Annotated in this window: 15 protein-coding genes; 5 read left to right on the top strand and 10 right to left on the bottom strand. The window is 45.7% G+C overall.

From position 1 onward, the window contains the following. Positions 1–13: 13 nt before the first annotated feature. Positions 14–799 carry a TrmH family RNA methyltransferase gene (locus HNP76_RS13745; protein WP_184661534.1) on the bottom strand — a complete coding sequence of 262 codons (786 nt, stop codon included), beginning with the start codon at positions 797–799 and terminating at the stop codon, positions 14–16. 241 nt (positions 800–1,040) lie between these two features. On the opposite strand from HNP76_RS13745, the gene HNP76_RS13750 reads away from it, so the two are divergent. Further along, entirely contained in the window at positions 1,041–1,592 is a 552-nt protein-coding gene (locus HNP76_RS13750) for a hypothetical protein (protein WP_184661536.1), read from the top strand. Between the two features lie 48 nt (positions 1,593–1,640). Here HNP76_RS13750 and HNP76_RS13755 read toward each other — a convergent pair whose 3' ends face one another. The 4 genes from HNP76_RS13755 to HNP76_RS13770 all read right to left on the bottom strand — a co-directional run bounded on the left by HNP76_RS13755 (position 1,641) and on the right by HNP76_RS13770 (position 8,449). Then, positions 1,641–3,197, bottom strand: coding sequence for an extracellular solute-binding protein (locus tag HNP76_RS13755; RefSeq protein ID WP_184661538.1), 1,557 nt, complete (start codon positions 3,195–3,197; stop codon positions 1,641–1,643). 53 nt (positions 3,198–3,250) lie between these two features. Next, complete coding sequence (locus tag HNP76_RS13760) at positions 3,251–4,144, bottom strand: carbohydrate ABC transporter permease (RefSeq protein WP_184661540.1); 894 nt, start codon at positions 4,142–4,144, stop codon at positions 3,251–3,253. Positions 4,145–4,161: 17 nt separating this feature from the next. Then, positions 4,162–5,118, bottom strand: a complete 957-nt coding sequence (locus HNP76_RS13765) for an ABC transporter permease (protein ID WP_184661542.1) — start codon at positions 5,116–5,118, stop codon at positions 4,162–4,164. Positions 5,119–5,254: 136 nt separating this feature from the next. After that, positions 5,255–8,449 (bottom strand): substrate-binding domain-containing protein, encoded by a 3,195-nt coding sequence (locus HNP76_RS13770; RefSeq protein WP_184661544.1) that lies wholly within the window; start codon positions 8,447–8,449, stop codon positions 5,255–5,257. 245 nt (positions 8,450–8,694) lie between these two features. Between HNP76_RS13770 and HNP76_RS13775 the strand changes: the two genes are divergently transcribed. The 3 genes from HNP76_RS13775 (at position 8,695) to HNP76_RS13785 (ending at position 12,316) form a co-directional block, all read left to right on the top strand. Further along, entirely contained in the window at positions 8,695–10,257 is a 1,563-nt protein-coding gene (locus HNP76_RS13775; protein WP_184661546.1) for a tagaturonate reductase, read from the top strand. 163 nt (positions 10,258–10,420) lie between these two features. Further along, positions 10,421–11,566 carry a C40 family peptidase gene (locus tag HNP76_RS13780; protein ID WP_184661548.1) on the top strand — a complete coding sequence of 382 codons (1,146 nt, stop codon included), beginning with the start codon at positions 10,421–10,423 and terminating at the stop codon, positions 11,564–11,566. Positions 11,567–11,572: 6 nt separating this feature from the next. Then, positions 11,573–12,316, top strand: coding sequence for a hypothetical protein (locus HNP76_RS13785; protein WP_184661549.1), 744 nt, complete (start codon positions 11,573–11,575; stop codon positions 12,314–12,316). Here HNP76_RS13785 and HNP76_RS13790 read toward each other — a convergent pair. From HNP76_RS13790 to HNP76_RS14480, 4 genes are read right to left on the bottom strand one after another with little or no spacing between them, the layout of a single operon-like run. Beyond that, positions 12,313–14,649 (bottom strand): MMPL family transporter, encoded by a 2,337-nt coding sequence (locus tag HNP76_RS13790; protein WP_184661551.1) that lies wholly within the window; start codon positions 14,647–14,649, stop codon positions 12,313–12,315. The two genes, HNP76_RS13785 and HNP76_RS13790, sit on opposite strands and share 4 nt — an antisense overlap. An 8-nt stretch (positions 14,650–14,657) precedes the next feature. Next, positions 14,658–15,293 carry a LolA family protein gene (locus HNP76_RS13795; protein ID WP_184661553.1) on the bottom strand — a complete coding sequence of 212 codons (636 nt, stop codon included), beginning with the start codon at positions 15,291–15,293 and terminating at the stop codon, positions 14,658–14,660. Continuing rightward, positions 15,293–15,721: an acyl-CoA thioesterase gene (locus HNP76_RS13800; RefSeq protein WP_184661555.1), complete on the bottom strand. Its 429-nt coding sequence runs from the start codon at positions 15,719–15,721 to the stop codon at positions 15,293–15,295. The genes HNP76_RS13795 and HNP76_RS13800 overlap by 1 nt, the downstream gene beginning before the upstream one ends. Positions 15,722–15,733: 12 nt before the next feature. Further along, a complete protein-coding gene (locus tag HNP76_RS14480) occupies positions 15,734–18,100 on the bottom strand; it encodes an adenylate/guanylate cyclase domain-containing protein (RefSeq protein ID WP_184661556.1) in 2,367 nt (788 codons plus the stop codon). A gap of 46 nt (positions 18,101–18,146) precedes the next feature. Between HNP76_RS14480 and HNP76_RS13810 the strand changes: the two genes are divergently transcribed. Further along, positions 18,147–18,980 (top strand): RluA family pseudouridine synthase, encoded by an 834-nt coding sequence (locus HNP76_RS13810; protein ID WP_184661558.1) that lies wholly within the window; start codon positions 18,147–18,149, stop codon positions 18,978–18,980. Between the two features lie 3 nt (positions 18,981–18,983). Here HNP76_RS13810 and HNP76_RS13815 read toward each other — a convergent pair whose 3' ends face one another. Further along, the gene (locus HNP76_RS13815) at positions 18,984–20,465 is read right to left on the bottom strand and encodes an NAD(P)H-hydrate dehydratase (RefSeq protein ID WP_184661560.1); all 1,482 of its coding nucleotides are present in this window, start codon (positions 20,463–20,465) and stop codon (positions 18,984–18,986) included. Between the last annotated feature and the right edge of the window lie 78 nt (positions 20,466–20,543).

Raw genomic sequence — 20,543 nt, forward strand, 5'->3', positions numbered from 1 at the left:
ACCGACATTTAACTTATCTAGTTAATCTCCTGCATTCATACAAAACAATCGCTGCAGCCTGCGCCACATTCAGGCTCTCAATCGGCTGCACCTGCCCCTGCTCGGGATTTCCACAGAAAGGAATCGTTACAAGCTCGTCACAGTTGTCGCGCACGATTCTGGAAATTCCGTGCTCTTCGTTGCCCAGAACAATCAGGGCAGGCTTTTTCTTTTCATTGCAAAGCTCCGGAATCTTTTCGATTGGAGTTTTGCCCCGCACGTCCGTTCCAAAGCGAATCATTTTGCCCTTCATTGAGGCTAGAAGTTTTTCAATCGACTGAATCGAATAAACATTGACGTATTCCATGCCGCCCTGAGCTACGCGGTAAGAACTTGTCGTAATCGAAGATTGAGCCTCGTCACGCGGAATAACGATGTTCTTAAAGCCAAAAAATGCCGCGCTGCGCACTATTGCACCCAGGTTGTTTGCGTTTCCTACCCGGTCAAGCAGAATCGCGCTTTCCTTCTTGTGGAGCCATTCGTCTGTAATTTCAGTGTTGAGGTGGGGAATTTCCTCGTTACGGATCATTGCGACAACGCCCTGGTGATGTGGCGTGCCGCTGAGTTTTTGAAGTTCTCCTTCAGGAATATTGTTGTAGGGAACCTTTCGCTCCGCCAGAGATTTGAACAAATCCTTAAAATCCATCATTCGGTCGCGTGTGTAATAAAAACGCGTAATTTTCTGGGGATTGCATTTAACAAGTGCTTTTACTGCCTCAAAGCCGCATACGGCGAGTTCATTTCTAATGTCATTCTTCATAAGGAGTTATTATATCTCAAAAAAGCAAAATTGTATATGGAAGGAAAATTTTTGTCGACAAATTGTGGAAAAGTCAGCAGAATTCCACAAAGTTTTTAACAAATTTTCCCCACTTTCCCACAAGTTTTGCACATTTTGTGGACTTTTTGTGGAAAACTCAGGCATTTATCCACAAGTTTTCAATCAAAATATTTTTAGCCCTTTCCGAATTTCCTTCGTATAAATAAGTAAGGAGACATCTATGACAAACGAAGAATTCAAAAGCGTACTTGCAAAAAACGGAGTTTCTGCAGAAGACATAGAAAAAGCTACGGCAAAATTCGACATTGAAAAGGTCGAGGGCATCTTTGACGCAGCCAGCACACCAAGAGAAGCCTTTGAAAACTGCAAGAAATTTTATCCCCAGCTTGACGTTGAAGAAGCCATTAAACAGATGGACTTCGTTATGAGTCAGTTTGAAGCGGCAACAAAAGGCGAAATGACCGAAGGCGCGGTTGAACTTTCTGAAGAAGAACTTGATATGGTTTCAGCAGCCGGACTTTTTGGCCTCAACTGGAAAAAAATTGGCGCAGGAATAGTCGGAGGCTTATTGGGTGCGGTTCCCGGTCTCGTAGTTGGCGCCCTGGCCGGTGGTGTAACCGGATTCTTTATGGGAGGCCCTGCAGGCGGTTCTGCCGGCTTAATCGCTGGAGCAAGTCTTGGAGCTGCAGCAGGATTTTTCATTGGCTATAAAGCCGGTGTAAACGTTTATGAGGGCAAGGACTGTTTTGACTGGTCTTCCCTCCAGGCATAAAAAAACCTTCGGGCAAGCCCGAAGGTCAAGATGTTTTGCTATTTAATTTTATTTTATGAAGTTCTTTTCTTTAGCGAGCTGAACACCAGCATCATTCCATTCTTTACCGCCGATTTTGTTGAACTCGTCGAGGAATTTCTGCCATTCTGTTGGGTTGAGTGCGCGGTTTCCAGTCATGAACTCAACAACGCCCTGCTCGTAGAATCGTTTTACGTCTGCGTTTGGTTTTGGCATTTTGTCCTGACCGATACAAGCTGTCCAAGCTTTAGCCTGCATTTCGCGGAGAGTCTTAAGAGCAGACATCTCTTTGCCGTTCTTTGAGTACCATGTTGGGTAGCGTGAAGCCAACTCGATGTCGCCGTTGTAGTAAACCATGTTGCGGAGCTGTGTGAGCGGAATCATAGCAGACTCTGTGTAACCTTTTGATGGGTCAGCCAAACCTTTTGTTGTTGGAACGCCATTGTTCAAGATATAGTTCTCACCTTCTTTACCCCAACCGAGGAGATAGTAACCTTCGTCAGAAGACATCCATTCAAGGAGCTCTGCGATTTTGTCCATCTTGCCTTCTTTAGCAGCCTTTGCAGAAACTGCATACATGCGGTAAGCCTGTGAATATGTACCAGCTGAAGATTTGCCTTTTGGTCCTACAGGTGGCTCAACAACAATCCATTCGCCTTCTGGGAAGTTGTTATCGAATGGTTTGTAGTTTCCTTCGTTTGCATAAGCAGCGTTCTGCTCACGCATGATACCAAAGCGTCCCTGTTTCCAAGCAGCACGGAAGTCGTCTTTTTTGTAAGCCAACCAGTTTGGATCCATTACACCAGCGTCAACCATCTGTTTTGTGTAAACCATTGCGTCATAGTACTCTGGTTTGTAGAGGTTAAGACCAGCTGTTGCAGCAGATGAGAGATCCCATGTACCAGCTACGCCGAATGCACCGAAGATTGGGTCAAGACGGCGGCCGAGACCTTCGTTTGGAGCAGAAACTTCAAGGAATGCACCGTATCCGTATGTGTCATTCTTGCCGTTTCCGTCTGGGTCTTTCTCTGTGAAAGCTTTCATTACAGCCATGAATTCGTCTGTTGTTTTTGGAACTGAAAGTCCGAGTTTGTCGAGCCAGTCTTTGCGGATAAGAACACCTTCGTTGCGGACAATTGAACCCGGCTGAGCGAGTGCATAAGAATGTCCGTCGATTGTTGTGAATGCGCGTGAATCAGCATCGTACAATTTTGCTGTGCGGTTTGGCATTTTTGCATACATTGCGTCAACCGGAGCAAGCAATCTTTTTGAAACGAGAGTTGAGTAAACTTCGTTTGAAACCATGAAAATATCAGGCAATGTGTTTGCAGCACCAGCAGCGTTGATCTTTGTGTTTTGATCTGCTTCTGATGACGGCAAGTTTGTAAGCTTAAGATTGATGTTGAGCTTCTCTTTAATAATCTGGTAGCCAGACCAGTCAGCTGGGATTGGACCTGCTTCTGATGCTGCTGCACCATACCAAAGCTCAATGTCTACTGCGCTGCTCTTTTTTGAGCCGCATGATACCATAGCCAATGCTGCGAGTGCTGCAAGTGAAGCAACAACTCCTTTCATTAACTTCTTCATTCTTTCCTCCTTATTATTTGAAAGCATATGAATTCATTTTGATTTATTAAAACTTAGCCCTTAACAGAACCAAGCATTGTACCTTTTGTAAAGTATTTCTGGATGAACGGATAAGCGAGCATCATCGGAATAGCAGAAAGGAATACACAAGCTGCCTTGATTGATGCAATTGAAGCCGCACCGAAAGCTGTACCAGTATCCAAAGTTTCGCTCATTGAAGCACCGAGAAGGATGTTTCGAGTGAGGATTGGAAGTGGCTGCAAGTAAGCCTCTGTTAAGTAAAGGAGGGCGTGCATGAAGTCATTCCAGTAACCAACTGCATAGTACAAACCGATTGTCATGATGATTGGTTTTGACAATGGAAGAATGATTGAAATAAGAACATACCATTCTGCCGCACCGTCAATTCGAGCCGATTCTTTAAGAGATTCTGGGATTCCCTCGAAGAAGCCGCGCATAATCAGACAGTTGTAAGTACCGATTGCACCTGGCAAGAAGATTGAACACAAGTGGTTCGTAAGGTGAAGGTTTGTAACAACAAGGAACGTTGGGATAACGCCGATGTTGAACAAATATGGAATCAAAACGAAGTAGTTCAAGATTTTGCGGCCTGGCAAGTCTTGAACAGACATACAGTAAGCCATCGGAACTGTGAGCGACAAAGATGTCACAACACCGAAAAGCATGATTTTGATTGAGTTCCAGAAAGCAAGGGTAAATCCGTTGTTTCCGAGCAATGCCTTGTAAGCAGAAGCGTCCCACTTCCATGGCATAAGAATGAATTTGTCAAAAGTCGACCCAATGTAACCGTTTGGAGTTACAGAAGATGAAATTGTACTGATGATAGGGATAGCGATGATTACACCGATGAAAACAAGAAAGAAGTTTACGCCTGTGTAGAAAGCTCTGTCGCCTGATGTTAATTTTACTGTCTTTGGTTTTTCCATTTTAGCACCTCAACAAATTACAAGAGAGAAGATTCAGTCAATTTCTTGACGACTTTGTTAGAAACCATAACGAGCATCATGCCGATTACGCCTTTAAAGATACCAACAGCAGTTGCAAGGGCGAACTGGAATTCAAGAAGACCCTGACGGTAAACCCATGTATCGATGATGTCAGCAACTGAATAAACAGCTGGAGAATACAACATGAACATCTGGTTAAATCCGGCATCAAGAACTGTACCGAGTTTAAGAAGGACTACAGTAACGATGACTGGTTTGATTGAAGGGATGGTGATGTACCATACGCGCTGAACGGCAGAAGCACCTTCTACCATAGCAGCCTCAAACAAAGACGGGTCGATACCCATGAGGGCAGCGATGAAGATGATTGCGGCCCAACCCATTTCCTTCCATGCGTCAGAAAGGACGACCATAACAGGGAACACTTTTGTGTTTGTAAGGAAGTCTACAGATGTACCTCCGACACTTTCGATTACCTGGTTAACAAGACCGTCACCTTTCGCAAACAAAATAAGGAGAATACCGTACATGATAACCCAGGAAAGGAAGTGTGGGAGATAAGCTAAAGTCTGAACGATACGACGAAGGGCATTATGCGTACATTCATACAGGGCAACTGACAAGATGATAGAAAGAGGAACTGAAACACAGAGCTTAGCCAAGCTGTAAAGAATTGTGTTTCTCATAAGTTCGCCAAAATAGAACGAATGGATGAATGTGCTGAAGTTTTTAAATCCTACCCAGACACTGCCCCAAACTCCGTCAACTGGCTCAAAATCTTTAAAAGCAATCTGACCATTAACAATCGGACCATTAACAATCGGACCATACTTCATAATCGCATAGTACACGACTGGAATGACGAGAAGTGCATAAACCGAGAAGTGTCTCTTGATGTTCTTCCAGAGATCTTTCTTCGGTGCATTTAAAACATTAGTTTCGTGTGCGTTCATACCTAACCTCATGAGACAATAATAACGCGGAAAGCGTCAATTAGAAATTAAATATACTTTTGTCTTATTGGACAAAACCGAACATATTATAGTTATGGAAGCTTCTAAAATGCAAAGTTTTTGGAGTTTCCCACTATTATTTTGAGCGGATTTTTCCTGGCGGTATGCCATAGATTTTTTTGAAGACGCGACAGAAATATGCCTGGTCCTGGAAACCTGAATTTTCTGCGATTTCGTAGATTGTATCGTTGGTTTCGAGGAGCATTTTTGTTGCGATGTAAATTCGGTAGCGGTTAAGATATTCCCACAAACTAAGGCCGATTTCCTTGTGGAAAATTCGTGTGAGATAATCTTCGCTGACGTGAACCGTATCTGCAAGCTTCCAGCGGACAATCTGCTTTGAAGCGTTGCGGTTGAGGTAAAGAATTGCCTTTTTGACGAGTGCGCCAGTGTGTGGCGGCAGGATTTCGTCACCGGCAAGAATAGCCTTGATTCTGTCGTTGAACTGCTCAGACTCAGCGGCTCCCCGGTTACAGAGAATGATGCGGGGATGAGAACAGAGAAGCTCGATTTCTTCATCGGTTTCAACCGTGTCAGGAAGAACGATGATTGGTACGAGGACAGTTTTTTGATTCTGGCGGATGCGGCGGATGCTTTCTTCATCAACCTTCTCAAAAACAATCAGGGACGGCGTGATTTCAGAAAGGATGTCGTCGAATTCGTCCATTGAAGAAACGGTGACTGTATTTGACTCAGTTGCCCAGGTACCGTAATGAGTATGCTTTGTGTTTACGAAGAGAACAGGAGCCGAGCGCTGGGCGCGAATCTTCTGCTCGAGAATATCCGTAAAATTGTGGCCTACGAGATTGTGGCTGTAGCAGACCAGAGGCGCACGGAAAACGGAATCCTTTTTGCGCAGGCCGTAAATCTTAATCCATTCATCGATAGGAGCTGTGTCCGGCTCCCAGTAGAAGACGGCATTGTCAAAATCAGCTTCGAGATAGCCTTCCTCAAAGAGATATTTTGGATCAAGCTCGAATTTTGCCTTTGGAAGACTTTCCGTAAAGCAGTAAAGCTTTGACTTGGTGACGTCGTGGTTCTCCGGCGGAAGACCCGCAAGATTTGGCCACGGCAGGGTAACTTCTGCGTAACTGTTGGACTTTTCGACCTCTCCAAACTGAAGGAGAATGATTTTTTCGGCGAGAAGAAGCTCAGGCTTGTGCCAGTCAAAGCGGCTTGAATAGAATTCGATGTGAATTCCGTCGATTTTCTCTGAAATGCAGGGGATTTTCTCCGCGTAGTCGAAAATCGTCTGCAGGGCCCGCTTGAGTCTTTCTGCATCACCAAAGAGAAGAGGATATTCCTGATTGAGATTGGCCGCGATGCTTCCCGGAAGAACCTGACGGATTTCGAAGAGTTTTTTGTTCATCGGCAGGTCGTCAACCTGAGAACGGGTCAAATCAACCAGAGTTTCAGTCTTTTGCAGCTGGGCATTAATCTGCGAGCGGAGGAAAAGAAGCTGCTCGGCAAGAATTTCCTTGTCGATTACGCCTTTTTCGATATTGTCTTCCATTTGCTGGACTTTTGACGAAAGATTTTTGAGCGGATCACACAAGTCACTTCCGACATTGGCAAAGAATTCAGTTTTGGCGAACTCAGCCTGCTCAGCAATCTTGCGGGCTTCGTTTGTATTTTCAAAGAAAGTGATGCTCTGAAGGGCGCTGCTGACAGAAGAACGCAAATCTTCGTATACAATGCCGTGACATTTTGCGTAACCACAAATGATATATCCGTAAGCATGTTCGTCATCAAAAAGCGGCTGGACAATAAAAGTGCCGCTGGCAAAATCAGAAGCGTATTTGTCCGGAACAAGATTGCCCCGCTGGAATTTTACAGGCTCCGTGCGGGCTTCATCAGTGGAATTGTAGCCGCCGATGTAATTTGAATAGTTTTCGTCCTCATGAAGGACAAGAGCAAAAGTGCGGATTCCGATTTTATCAAGATATTTTTTGAGGACCGTAATCAGTTTTGGCCGGTCATAAACAGAAAGCAGCTCGTTCTTTAAAGCAGAAACCACCATGTTGACCTTGTTGGCTTCAAACTGCTCCTGAATGAGGACACGTTCCTGAATTCGAGGAATGGAAACGATTACATGACGGATGACCTTTTCGATATATTCCGGTGAAAGGTCGGTGATTCCGCGAAGGGCCGAGAGGAATGCGAAAACAGTGAGGGATTCGCCACCCTCTTCAAAATATTTTGTAATCCACTGAGAGAAAAGCTCGTAGAATTTTGGCTTGTCGTTGTCAAAAAGAGCCCGGAGCATGGGGTCAAGATTGGCCTGCTCAGGATTCATATGGAAGATTTTGAAAATTTCTTCACGGAACTGGGCTTCACTTCGGATTTTGTATTTTGATTCCGCTGAATTCCAGATTTTTGCACGGTTACAGCCGCAGCTTTCACGGACTACAGGATAGGCAGAAAGCTTTGTATCAGAAACGCCCAGCATTCCGTTGAGAATATTGGAAAGTTTTTCGTAAGCCTCAACGCCAAGCTCAGCAGTAGGCATGTGGACTGTTGAAAACGAAGGAACTGAAATCCGGCTTTCATCAGTATCATTGAAACCGCCGACCAGCAGGTCTTTTGGGATTCGGACTCCCCGCTTTTTCAGGTAATTGACGGCCGCAAAAGTCATGAGGTCGCTGGCACCGATTATGGCCTTAAAATCCTTGCCAGGAACAAGATTTCGTTCCTCACAAAGCTGAACCATTGCCTTTTCGCCGTCAGTCCAGCTCATTGCATCAGTTATGAGGTTTTGATTTTCATCATTGAGAAGACCTGTCTCTGCAAGGGCATCCTTAAAGCCCCGGAAGCGGTCTTCGGCAGAAGTATGAGTCTGAGGACCGCGCAAAAATGCAATCCTTTCGACTCCGTGAGTCTTTATAAAATGGAGGACAAGTTCCTTCATTCCGGAATAAGCGTCAAATTCAGAACATGGCTTGCCGTGAAATTTCTGACCGATTGTAACTACTGGAATTTGATTGAAGCGGTTGTGGAATTCCTCGACGTCCTGCAAAGAGACAGAGCCACTGATACTTGAAGCCCAGCTGACAAGGCCGTCGATGTTTGAGGGATTTGCCAGCTCATAGACAGAATTTCTCAGACAGTCATTAGATTTCTCAGAAGACAGCTTTCCGCCTGGAAATACAAAGAACGCACCTTTATCCTGAGATGCACGGGAAACTATTTTGTGCCAGAGTTTGAGTGCGGAACCGTTATATATAGTAGAAAGGATGAAACCTATTCTTCTTCCATTTTGAAAATTCTGCATTTTTATATTTTATAATGACATTCCTATTTTTACAAGTTTTATATGTCTTTTGCAAAGAGATTTTGCAAAATTTGTCTATTCCGTATATTGTTCGGAATTTTTCATATTTCAGCTTTTTTCCACGGTTTTTATCAAAAAGGTGTCAATAATCGCTATATGATTTTTCAGGTTTCGGGATTATAAAATTATTATAGAATTTATGGAAGTGCTTTTCACTTCTCCCAGAGACATTCGGAGGTTCAAATATGGCTCTCAAATCTATTAAAGACGTAATGAAAACAGTTCAGCGCCCGGAAAAAGTTCTTCAGTTCGGTGAAGGCGGATTCTTGCGCGCTTTCGTAGACTGGCAGATTGATATTGCAAACGAAAAAGCAGGCTTCAACGGAAACATCGTAATCGTTCAGCCTCTCGAAAAAGGCATGATTGACGCAATGAACGCGCAGGACAACCTTTACACAACAGTCCTCCGCGGCATGAAAGACGGCAAACCAACAGTTGAGACACGCTGCATCAACTCAGTAAGCCGCTCAATCAACCCGTACACAAACTATGACGAATACATCGCTTTGGCTTCAAGCCCGGACTTGCGCTTCATCGTTTCAAACACAACAGAGGCAGGAATCCGCTTTGACTCAGAAATCGACGGCGTTCCAGTTACACTCGACCAGAAGCCACAGAAAAACTTCCCTGCAAAAGTAACAGCCTTCCTTTACAAGAGATTCCAGGCTTTCAAGGGCGACCTTTCTAAAGGCATGATTTTGATTCCTTGTGAGCTTTCTGACCAGGCAGGCCTCAACCTCCGAATCAACATCCTCCGCTACGCAGAAATGTGGCAGCTGGGACCGGACTTCATCAACTGGTTCGACGAAGCATGTGACGTCTGTTCATGTCTCGTTGACCGCATTGTTCCGGGATATTTCCCGCTCCTTTCTAAAGAAGAAAACGGTAAAACTCAGGCTGAAAACCTCTGCGAAAAACTCGGCTACGAGGACAAGCTCCTCGACTCAGCAGAGCTCTTCCACTTCTGGGTTATCGAATCTAAAAAACCGCACGAAGATGAACTCCCACTCGTTAAGGCAGGCCTTTCAGTTAAGTGGGTTCAGAACATGGACTACTACCACACACGCAAAGTCCGCATCTTGAACGGCGCACACACATCTTCTGTTCTGGCAGCTTACCTTGCAGGAAGCAACTATGTTCAGGACATCGTCTGCTCAGAAAAAGTCGGAAGCGGCTTCAACGAGCCAAACGCTGACGCTCAGAAATTCATGCACGACATCATCTTCAACGAAATCGTTCCTTCAATCGACGGCGATCAGGAAGACCTCAAAAAATACGCACAGGACGTCTGGACACGCTTCCAGAATCCATTCAACCCGCACCGCCTCATCGAGATTTCTTTAAACTCAGTTGCCAAATACTGGACACGATGCTTGCCAAGCGTAACTCAGTCAATCAAAAAGAACGGCTCAGTTCCAAAATTGCTCGGCTTCTCAATCGCAGCCCTCATTTCTTTCTACAACGGAACAGAAATCAAGGACAACGCAAAGGGTCAGAAATGCCTCATTTCAAAACGCGATGAAGGCGAATACGAAAACCTCGACACCCTGCCAGTCCTCGAATTCTTCGCAGCCCTCAACAAAGAGACAAAAGACGCAAAAGTTAAGGCAAACAAAGTCTTGAGCAACGTAGAGTTCTGGAAAGAAGACCTCACAAAATACGCCGGCCTCGAAGCCGCAGTCGCAGGCCACTTGGCTGACATCCAGAAAAACGGTATGAAAAAAGCATTGGCAGAAATTGTAAAATAGCCGACTATTCCAAACCATGCGTAGGCGGGGTTATGACAAAAGCTCGCTTGAACTTGTTCACCGCGAGCTTTTTGGCATGTTCCCGCCGAGAGCATGGTTTGAAACAGCCAGTAATTTTATTCCAACACTTTAAGCCCATGCTTTTTCCTCCGATAATCAATACATGAGCACACGAAAAGCCGTTTTTTACACATTTGCATTTTTTCTTTTTGTACTGATTGTTCCACAACTGTGCGCGCAAAATGAAATCAAAATGAGCCCTGGCGAAGCCGCAATCACAAGACAAAAGCTGGTCGATTATTCAAAGCAATTTATCGGAAAACCATACGCATCCGGTGGAATCGGTCCCAATTCATTCGACTGTTCCGGCTTGATTTTCACTGTTTCACGCGAATCAATCGGAGTCCAGCTCCCCCGCACCACAAAAGCCATCTACAATTTCTGCAGCGAAGTAAGCGCAAGCGAGCGCGAGGCAGGAGACCTGGTATTCTTCAAGACGACTGCCAGCGGTCAGATTTCGCACGTCGGACTTTACATCGGTTCAAGCCAGTTCATCCACGCGGCAAGCGACGGCCCCAACACAGGCGTAATCATTTCCTCACTCAAGGAAGCCTACTGGAAGTCCCACTATTTTTGCACACGCCGCTATCTTCCGGCCTCAAATTCAGAACTGCTGGTCGATTCAAGAAAATCTTCTTCATCAGCAGAAAATTCCGGAGCCGCTTCATCATCATCCGCATCTTCCAGCCCTTCAAAAAGCAGGACTGTCTCTTACTCAAATCAGGTTGCGGGCAGCAGCAATTCCTTCCTTCAGTCTTTGATTCTGGACGCATCCCTTTCACTCGACTGGAGCATGGTCACACCGGATTATTTCCGCCTCAACTGCCGTGGCTTTGACACCATGATTCACGCCCGCTATGCAGGAAAAACCTTGCAGCCGGGCTTGGGAGCTTACATCCGCTACGACGCCGGAACGGACAACGTGCAGATTCCTCTTGTTTTCTCCCTGACCATGAATGAATTCGTTCGTGTTTTTGCAGGCCCCGTAATTCAAGCCGGCAAACCCCATCTTCCGGGCAATTCAGATTACGAAATCAAAAATTCATTTTTCCCGGGAATTATCGGCGCCGCTTTCAGCACTCCAAGCTTCCAGGTCGGAAAAACTTTTGTTTCATTTGTCCAGGATATCCATTATACTGTCTTCAACGACACGGACGGAGCGGCAATGTCTTTCTCAAAAAGCCTCACGACCGGCCTGGTCCTCGCAAGTGGAATTCGGGTAACCCTTCCGCTCAACAGTGTTTTATAGGTTAATATGAAGATTAAAAATTTTTTGGGCCAGGATTTTCTCGCTGCCGTTGTTCCGCCGCTCGCTCTCGCTCGGTGCTCCGCACTGGCTTCGCCACGGCTCCATAACGGGGCATGGATTATCCTCTCAGCAATACTTTTCCCGCTGATTTTCACATCATGCCTTCCTCAAATCTCCGTCAAGGCTGGCAAGGCCGACGAAGCGGTAATTTTCTTTTCAACAGGATTTTCTGCCGCCACCGCCAAAACCTTACAGGCTGCAACCGGTGCCGACCCCAACTCCCCCCTTTTCAATAAGGACGACGTTCTTCTGGTGTTAAAATCTGCCGGAGCAACAAATACAAGCGCGACTCTTCCAAGTCCCACTGAAATTGCGACAAGCGGCACTCTCCCGAATCTTTCGAGCCACCCGCTTTCAAGCAGCAAATTAATCACAAAAAGCTCGAATTCCCTCACTCTCACTCTGGGCCCCAAGCAAATCACGGCCTTTTACAGCCTTCTTTCCGAAGATGCAAAATCCTATCTGGATTTAATGATGGTTCCGGCCCTGATTGGCGAAAAAATGTCTGTGAGCGAATACCGAGACCTGCTCGCATCAATGTACGGCCCGTCTTTTGCCGACGAAATAATCAACGGCAAGCTTACAATCGCCCTTTCTTCCCCGGACGGCAAAAAAAGTGTCAGGGAAACCCTCTCACTGGGCGAACTTCTCTGCACCAGCCAGGAAAAATCCTGGACAGTCAGCTTTTAGTCTTCAAGGCAAAAGGCCCCGAGCACGGCAGTCGTCAATCCCACAAAAACCGTCAGTCCCAGAGTATGGACCGGCGGAAAATTTGAGAGTGCAAGGGCGCCAAAAGAAAGAGCCGTCGTTACGAATGAAAGCAGGATGGCAAAAGTATTGAGGCTGGATTTTTGTCCGCTTCCCTCAACTGCGTAAATTATGTAATCCAGTCCCAGCCCGAACACAAGCACAAGGGCCGTAATCGGAAAGAAACTGATGTGAATTTTCGCGAAAATCAGCAGGGCCGTCGTCACCATAGTCACTAAAAGCGGAAGGGCCGCAATTTTCAAAAGAAGTTTGGGCTTATAAAAGAAAGCAAGAATGACAATCACAAGGACAAAGGCAAGGCCAAGCATTTTGAGCATGGATTTTGAAAGAATGTCGAGCTGGGCCGAAATATCCCTGACCTTGTTCACAAAGAAAATCCCATCGTGGCTGGCAGAATATTCCCGGAAAAAGCCCTCTTCCTCAGGCTTTACATGAAGGGGCATGGCGCAGGAATAAAATTTACCGTCAAGCTGGCCAATCCAGAGATTTGAAACCGCATCCTGAATCACGAGCGGAAGATTTGAGTCCGAGGGCAGTAGAAACTGATTTTCCCTTGCCCGGTAATTTTCTTCATAATTAATGCCGTCAAATCCCAGAGCCTCGTACTGAGCCCCAGCCAGAGGCAGAAGATTTTCCGCCGCCTCATAATTTTCCTTCTGCCTTTTTTGCGAGGGAATAAACTGGGCTACAGAAAGATAATTCTTTAATTTGGAAGACTTTATCTGCTGGTCCAAAAAGGCGCAGAGTTCCTCGTTTTTCTGCAAAAGTTCTTCCTGAGAATCAGCCTTGAGGATAAAATACCAGCCGCTTGTCCCGGTATTCAGGATTTTGGCCGAGGTAATTTCGTTCTCAAGCATTTCTGGCGACATCGAATAAAGTTCCTGGATGTTATTCTCAATCTTAAGAGACTGGCGGTTAAAGAAAATGACGGCCAGCGAGAAAATCACAAGCAAAAGAGGAAGGAGCCTCAGCTTTTTCGTTCTGGCAGCAAGCGTAAGGAAATTCTTTTTCTCCGGCATTTTCAGCATTGGATAAAGAGCAACGACAGAAAGCCATGAACTTGCCAGGCCTGTAAACAAAAAGGCGCTCACCTGCTTTAAAAGCGGGAATGGCGCAAAAAAGAGGGCAAGAAAACAAATCTCCGTGGAAGCAAAGCCCAGGGTCACGCCCCGGAAAATATCTTTGCGGACCGCCTCGCCCGAATCACAGGCAGGATTACCCTTCCAGTTCACAAAAAAATGAATCGAATAATCAAGACAAGTTCCGATCAGGGTCGTTCCGAAAACAAAAGTCAGTATGTGGATTCCCCGGAAAAAGAGCAGAACCGAAATCAGTCCCACGCCGCATGAAAAAGCCACGGCCAGAGCCGAAACAAAGGCCGGAAGAAGGGAGCGGAAAATCAGCAGGAAGAGGAAAAAAATCAGGATAAGGGCGACAGTCGAAATCAGTGAAATCTGCTTTTGGGCAGAACTTGCGTTCTCGTAGCTGTGGAAAGGCACGCCGGAAAAAACAAAATCGACCTTCTTTCCCTCGCCGCTGTAATTCTTCTGCAAAAAATCCGCCCTTTCGTAAATGCTTTTGACGGCGCTTTTTTTGCCGGTCAGGGAAGCCCCCTTTTCAGAAATCCTTCCTCGAATCAGAACATAAAAAAGGCCGTCCTTTTCAGCCGCAAGCACGTCGTCGCGCAGGGCCATGCCGCTGGCAGAAAGGGCCCCGCCCTCAAGAAAATGCCTTAAAGTCCTCTCGCTCAGCAAAAAAGGATCTTCCTCAAGATAAGACAGGTCGGAAAAATTAAAGGCCCCGTAAACAGAAGCAAGGGCTTCATCGGCAAGCTCTTCTGCCCCGCCATTTTCCAAAAGAGCGCGGGTCTCGTCATCAAGAAGGACAAAGCGGTTTTCGTGCAGCCAGGCCGTAATTTGCGCAATTGAAGAAGAATCTACAAAAAGCGAAAGGGAATCAAAATAATCAGCCTGAACCTGCCCCTTATCGTCCGCATAGGAAAAGTAAAATTTCTCAGCCGCATCTTTTGCAAGGTCAAAAGAATGACCCCTGACCAGAATCGTCACTGTCCGGCCGGTCTTAGCCGCAAGTTTTGTGTCCGCCTCCTGAACTTCACGCAGGCCGGAAGAAGGTGGCAGAATGTCAAAAAGGCTGGTGGCAAAATTGAATTTGGGTGACAGGACAAGCGAAATCAAAAAAGAGAGAAAAATCAGGGCATGGAAGGAAATCCAGGCAAAAAGAAAGTTTTTTTTCATATTATCTGCTAGTTTTTACCGAACAGGGCTTTTTCTTCCTCAGTCAATGAATCCGGGTAAATATGAGTCAGAAATTCGTAGCGGATATAATCTCCGTTCGGCTCATGAATCGTCATCAAATCGATTGAAATTTTTCCGACCATTTCAATTTCCTCAACGACCTTTTTTACCGAAGAATTTTTTGGAATCAGGTTGATGCTCCAGTTGTCCGTGCTCCCGATAAACTCGACTTCAAAATTTTCCGTGAGAACTCCGGCATTTCCCGTAAAAACCGACGAAAGAACCTTTGAAAACTGGTCGAAAGTCGCATTTGACTCTGCCGAAATCACTGATTTTTTGCCCTTTGCGTTAGTCTGAATGATAGCGGACTTTGTCATGGCCATAGTCGAAAAATAAGGCTTCTGAGTCTGCCAGAGAATGCCGTCGTCCGCTGAAATCACGAAAATTCCATTTGAAACCATCTCGCGCTTGAGCCGGTGGATGAATTTTAACTGGCGGAAATCGCCTTTCGTGATTTTTTTGGAAGAAATCTCCTGACAAACCCGGGCAAATTCTTCTTCATCTTTTTGAGAATCAGCCGGCTGAGCAAAAAGAAGGGCCGGAAGAAGGAAGGAAATCAAAGAAAGCGACAGGAACTTCTTCATTAATCAAATCCCCCATTTGAAAGGAAATGCTCGACTTTCTCGGTAAAGCATTTGGGGCAGAAAAACTGAGTCTTTCCGCTTGCCATTTCAACGCACATCTGGCTTACCATGCCCTTTGTGGTCAGCTCGCCGCTTTTTGCGTTGTAAAGCTCGAATTCGATTTTAATCATGTTTTCGTATTCGATAAGGGTGGCCTTTGCCCGGCAGACATCTCCAAAGCGCAGGGATTTCATGTACTTGGCCTTGACTTCCGTGACCGGGAAACTGTAGCCGGAATTTTCCATATCGATGTAGTTGTAGCCGATTTTGTCGAGAAGGGCGCAGCGGGCTCGCTCAAAATAATTTATGTAATTTCCATGCCAGACAATCCGCATGGGATCGCAGTCGTTAAAATCAACTTTGAATTCAATTTCAGCAGATAGATTCATATTTTCTTTCCCTTATTTTACTACCATTTTAAATACACCGTCCCAGTCTTTTGGCGGCGGATTTACCTTAAAGTGCCGGATTCTGTCCAGGAAGACTACAGACGGCATGTCATTGTATTTGAGGGCACATTCCGAGAAACAGCCCTCGCTCTTTTCCCATTCCTGCTCGCGGTAGAATTTCAAGCCGGTCTCAAAGAGTTCCTTTATTTCAAGAAGTTTATTCGCTGAATTGGCCTTTGTCGCCTGAGTCTTCTGCTGCAAAATTTCGTAGATTCGGACTGGCTCGGTTTTTCCCTTGACCGTAATGAAGTCCAGCTCACGGCAGATGAACATGTCACGGAGTTTCTGATAAACGGTCTCAGTGATGATTGATTTTGAGCCGTAAGCCTTGTTGGCTCCCTCAAGCCGGGCTGCGAGATTTACCGCATCACCGATTGAAGTGAAATCCTTTCGCGCGCGTGAACCGACCGGACCGAAAGTGACTTTGCCCGAGTTGATTCCGATTCCGATTGAAACGTAGGTCGTGCCGTCTTCCATTGAAATCTGCTGCTGCTCACGCATTGCCGCCCTGATTTCCATAGCCGCCTTGCAGGCATTAATTTCCTTGCGGGGGCCGGAGAAGAAGGCCATCATTTCATCGCCGACGAATTTATCGATGTCGCCGTTGTTGTCCAGGATAATCTGAGTCTCAATTTCGAGGTAGCGGTTAAGGATTTCAACAACTTTCTTTGGAGGCATTCCCTCGCAGAGCGAAGTAAATCCCCGGATATCCGTAAAGAGGAAGCACAAATCGCGGGAAGTGGTGCTGTTGCTCTTTTTGCCGTCACTGTCGCTCACTTTTTCAGCGTGCTGCAGGGTCGAGAATGAAACGTATGGCATGATCCCCTTAATCAGGCCGACCATTTCACCGATTTCCAGCGACAGGTCCTTGATTTCGTCCTTTGTCTTGATTGTGTCGTAGAATTTGAGCGTGTTTGAGGCATTTTTAGCCGTGCCGCCCAGAATCTTTTCGATTGCCCGCGAAGTCTTTTTGACGTTTTTACGCAGGAAGAGCAAGGGGTTGAAAATGAAATCCGCCAGCAAAATCGAGAAAATCACAGAAAGATAGAGGAAAATTGAAATCAGAGTGAAGACAAAGACCTTGGTCCTGAAATACTGACGCATCAAAACCTGCTGCTTGTAAGTAACGATTGCAAATCCAGTGAGTTTTTTGCCGGCTTTTCGGGAGAATGTGACCGGATAAATGTATTTACAGGTTTTATTTGTCTTGCTGTAAACGTAATCCTTTTTGTAGGCCTCGCTCTTGTAACGCTTGAGGTAATCAACAGCCTGCTCGCTTGTGAGGGACTTTTCTTCCTCATCGATCGTCTTCGGCTTTCCTGTGGTATAGGCGAAAGTATTGAAATTCGGAAGCTCCGTATTTGGTTCCCAGGTTTCAAGATAAACCACCGGCTCCTTGTCATAGGTTACGATGATGTCAATTCGCTCAAAAGGAGTCTCGGCATAGTCATTCGATACGCGAAGTTCCTCAAAAAAGGCAGAAATCTTGTCGTTGCGGCCATCCGCTGAATCATAAACCGCCGCCGTCTGCTCAGCCTGAGCCCGGCCTACATCACTTACGGCCTCGATAAACATCTTCTTGTAAGTGTTCAAAATCAAAAGCATGAAGGCCAGCAAAATGACGATGATTAAGCCCGTGATGACAAAAGTGAATTTGGTTTTAACTGAAAGGCGCTTTACCCGGTGCTTAAAATGCTTATGCAGGGCAGAAATTCCCGCGATGGTAAACAAGGTTGACGCCTGAATTTCCGGAGATTTTTCAGCATCTTCCTCTCGCATTTTGACAAATTCTTCGTATTCAGGATTTGACTTTCTCAGGCAGACAATTCCATAGAAAGAATAATAAAAATGAGCCAGAATCGCACACAAAGAAGTAAAATAGATATGGAAGGGAACCGAGAGGAACCAGGCAAAGCAGTTCGCGTTTACAATCAGGCAGACAGCCATGCAGAAAAGATAAATTGAAAAACCTGCAAGAATGAAGGCATAGTTAAGCTTGGCAAGATTGACTGCACACTTTTTTTTGAGGATAAAGGCCGTTATCGAAAAAAGCACCGAACATGGAAGGAAATAAACAAGCCAGAGCAAAATCCTGACAAAACCGAATTCCAGGTTCAAATTTGTATCAAAGGGCAGCCTGTATGTAAGAATCTCGCAGACTTGAGAGAGAGCTTCGTCCTTTTCATAAAGATTTAATGACGAAATACTGATTGGGGTAAAAAAAAGCAGGAGCAGCACTGCAGCCGGCAGGAAATAACTTACGTATTCAACAAAGCGAGTCTTAAAATTCTTATTTCTTAAAATAGTTCCAATAGTCACGGAAAGATAGTATCAAATTTTATTGCTTTTCGCTATCATTTTATCCATGAAGAATCATGAAAAAATCGACATTCTTTTTGAAGACGAATATATCTGCGTAATCAACAAACCGACAGGTCTATTAAGCGTTCCAAGTCAAGGCAAAGGCAAATCCGCACTCGGAATTCTCGAAGAAATCATGCGCAAAAAGGGCACCTACTCGCCCAAACGCAAGCCTTTTGCCGTACACCGCCTGGACCGGGAAACTAGCGGCGTAATGATGTTCGCCCTCACGGAAAGCGCACAAAAAAAGATTATGGACTCCTGGCATCAGATGGTGAGCGAGCGGCTTTATCGGGCCCTTGCAGAAAATCCCCGCAATCCCCACAAATTTCTTCCTCTTTCCGGCTTAATCGACGACAATCTGGCTTTCAATGCCTACAACGTGGGTTACGTTCCCAAAAAAGAAACCAAAACGGTTCCTGCCCGCACCCACTTCACGACAATCCTTCGCGGCAAAAGCCACACTCTTTTTGAGCTTTCACTGGACACAGGCAAAAAGAACCAGATTCGCGCCCACCTCGCTTCAAAGGGCTATCCACTCGCTGGCGACAAGAATTACCGGGCAAAGACCGACAATTTTGGCCGGCTCTGCCTGCACGCCCGCACCCTGGAATTCACCCACCCCTTTACAAATCAGAAAATGCGCTTTGAAGTGCCTGAGCCTGCAGAATGGAAGGCCTATGTCGAAAAAGGCGACCTGCACCCGGCCGAGCCAAGCTGGAATTCAGCAAGACGAGGCGGTCCTAAAAATCAAAAATCCTTTACACTCGGCCAGAAAAGACTGAGCGCAAAGGATAAAGCTCACATGAATTTTATTGAACTAGGCAAGCGGCGATAAGACTTACAACTCAGCCAGAGCCTGCATCAAATCGTATGGCGTCATTGCAAAATCGCACTTGATTTTGCTTGATGCCAGAGAATGAGCCAGAGAAGCCGTGATTGCGGCATCAAGTGTCTTTTGGTGCTGGGCAAGCAGGGCCGCAATCATTCCACTTAAGACGTCTCCGCTTCCTGCTTTTGCAAGACATGGCCGCCCGAAAGGATTTACGAACATCTTGTGCTTGTTGCCGTCAAAATGCGCGATGATTGTGTTGGCACCCTTAAGCACCAGAGTCTTTTTGGGGAATTTGCGGCAGAACTTTTCACTCAGCTCCATGCGGTTTAAAATACATTCTTCGATTGTATAATCGCCCAGGTCGCAGTTTTTAAGGATAGCCTGGAATTCCTTTGGATGCGGAGTGAGGACAACGCCCTTTTCCTTTTTTTCAAGGAAGGCTTTAAGGCCAGGAGCGTAGCAGGCGTCGGCATCGATAACGCACTTGATGTTTGAATGAGAAAGAAGATAGTCAAAATATTCCTGGCAGGCAGCTTCCTCAAAGCCAAGCCCCATTCCAAAGGCAAGGGCATTAGTCTTTTCCGGGATTTGTGAAGAAACCATGAGCTCAGGGAAAATATCAAGTCCTTTTTTGGAAGTGTGCTTGTGAACCAGAGTGACAAGCCCTGCTCCAAAACGGATTGCGGCAGAACCTGCAATTGCGGCAGCCCCCTGCTTTTCTCCAGAAGCAATCGCAACATGACCGAAAGAACCCTTGTTCACATTGCAGATTTTTCGGTGCGGAAGAATCAAATCAGAGGCTTCAAGCAGCATTCCCTTTACAAGATTTGAGTTGTTTGAGTTTTCATAAAGACGTCGGTTGACTCCAAGATCAGCGCACTGGACAGTTCCGACAATATCTTTGGCACAATCACTGTAAAGACAAGTTTTGAGGGCACCCATCGTTATCGTTAAATCAGCGATAAAGGCACCTTCAGCAACAGTTCCGTCCTCACGAAGACCGGAAGGAACATCACATGCAATTTTAAAACACTCGCACAAATTCATGTCATTGAGGGCAGCCCGGGTTTTTTCATCAAATTCGCCATGGAAACCGCTGCCAAAAATACAATCAACAATAATGTCTGTGAATCTTAAATCATAGAAAGACAAATCTTCGCGCTTGACAAAGCGGACTCCGCACTTTTCAGCACGCTCAGCCTGAATCTTGCAGAGAGGCGATTCTGGAGCCGTAAATTGAATGATGCTTACGTCGTAATCAAAACGCAGTTTGCGCGACAATGTGTAACCGTCGGCACCGTTATTGCCGCCGCCACAGAGGATGAGGATTTTTTGCGGTTGACGCCTGTCTCCGCTCAATGGATATGGGTGGCGGATGGCTGTTTCAAGAGCCATGGCCGCATTTTCCATCATTATTTCTTCGGAGAGACCGTAAGAAGCCCGACAAGAAGCGTCCAGCTTTTTTGTATCGAGATATAATTTTTGCATGATAAATTTATTATAAAGTATAAATTAAAAACACGCAAAAATATTTTAAATTATTCTTTATAAAATTTCAAAAAATTC

The organism is Treponema ruminis (assembly GCF_014201975.1).
In the GTDB taxonomy this organism is placed as follows: domain Bacteria; phylum Spirochaetota; class Spirochaetia; order Treponematales; family Treponemataceae; genus Treponema_D; species Treponema_D ruminis.

What these genes read in the sequence shown, in the direction of transcription:
- HNP76_RS13745 (WP_184661534.1), bottom strand. Translation starts at nt 799, where the DNA reads ATGAAGAATGACATTAGAAATGAACTCGCCGTATGCGGCTTTGAGGCA.
- HNP76_RS13750 (WP_184661536.1), top strand. Translation starts at nt 1,041, where the DNA reads ATGACAAACGAAGAATTCAAAAGCGTACTTGCAAAAAACGGAGTTTCT.
- HNP76_RS13755 (WP_184661538.1), bottom strand. Translation starts at nt 3,197, where the DNA reads ATGAAGAAGTTAATGAAAGGAGTTGTTGCTTCACTTGCAGCACTCGCA.
- HNP76_RS13760 (WP_184661540.1), bottom strand. Translation starts at nt 4,144, where the DNA reads ATGGAAAAACCAAAGACAGTAAAATTAACATCAGGCGACAGAGCTTTC.
- HNP76_RS13765 (WP_184661542.1), bottom strand. Translation starts at nt 5,118, where the DNA reads ATGAACGCACACGAAACTAATGTTTTAAATGCACCGAAGAAAGATCTC.
- HNP76_RS13770 (WP_184661544.1), bottom strand. Translation starts at nt 8,449, where the DNA reads ATGCAGAATTTTCAAAATGGAAGAAGAATAGGTTTCATCCTTTCTACT.
- HNP76_RS13775 (WP_184661546.1), top strand. Translation starts at nt 8,695, where the DNA reads ATGGCTCTCAAATCTATTAAAGACGTAATGAAAACAGTTCAGCGCCCG.
- HNP76_RS13780 (WP_184661548.1), top strand. Translation starts at nt 10,421, where the DNA reads ATGAGCACACGAAAAGCCGTTTTTTACACATTTGCATTTTTTCTTTTT.
- HNP76_RS13785 (WP_184661549.1), top strand. Translation starts at nt 11,573, where the DNA reads ATGAAGATTAAAAATTTTTTGGGCCAGGATTTTCTCGCTGCCGTTGTT.
- HNP76_RS13790 (WP_184661551.1), bottom strand. Translation starts at nt 14,649, where the DNA reads ATGAAAAAAAACTTTCTTTTTGCCTGGATTTCCTTCCATGCCCTGATT.
- HNP76_RS13795 (WP_184661553.1), bottom strand. Translation starts at nt 15,293, where the DNA reads ATGAAGAAGTTCCTGTCGCTTTCTTTGATTTCCTTCCTTCTTCCGGCC.
- HNP76_RS13800 (WP_184661555.1), bottom strand. Translation starts at nt 15,721, where the DNA reads ATGAATCTATCTGCTGAAATTGAATTCAAAGTTGATTTTAACGACTGC.
- HNP76_RS13810 (WP_184661558.1), top strand. Translation starts at nt 18,147, where the DNA reads ATGAAGAATCATGAAAAAATCGACATTCTTTTTGAAGACGAATATATC.
- HNP76_RS13815 (WP_184661560.1), bottom strand. Translation starts at nt 20,465, where the DNA reads ATGCAAAAATTATATCTCGATACAAAAAAGCTGGACGCTTCTTGTCGG.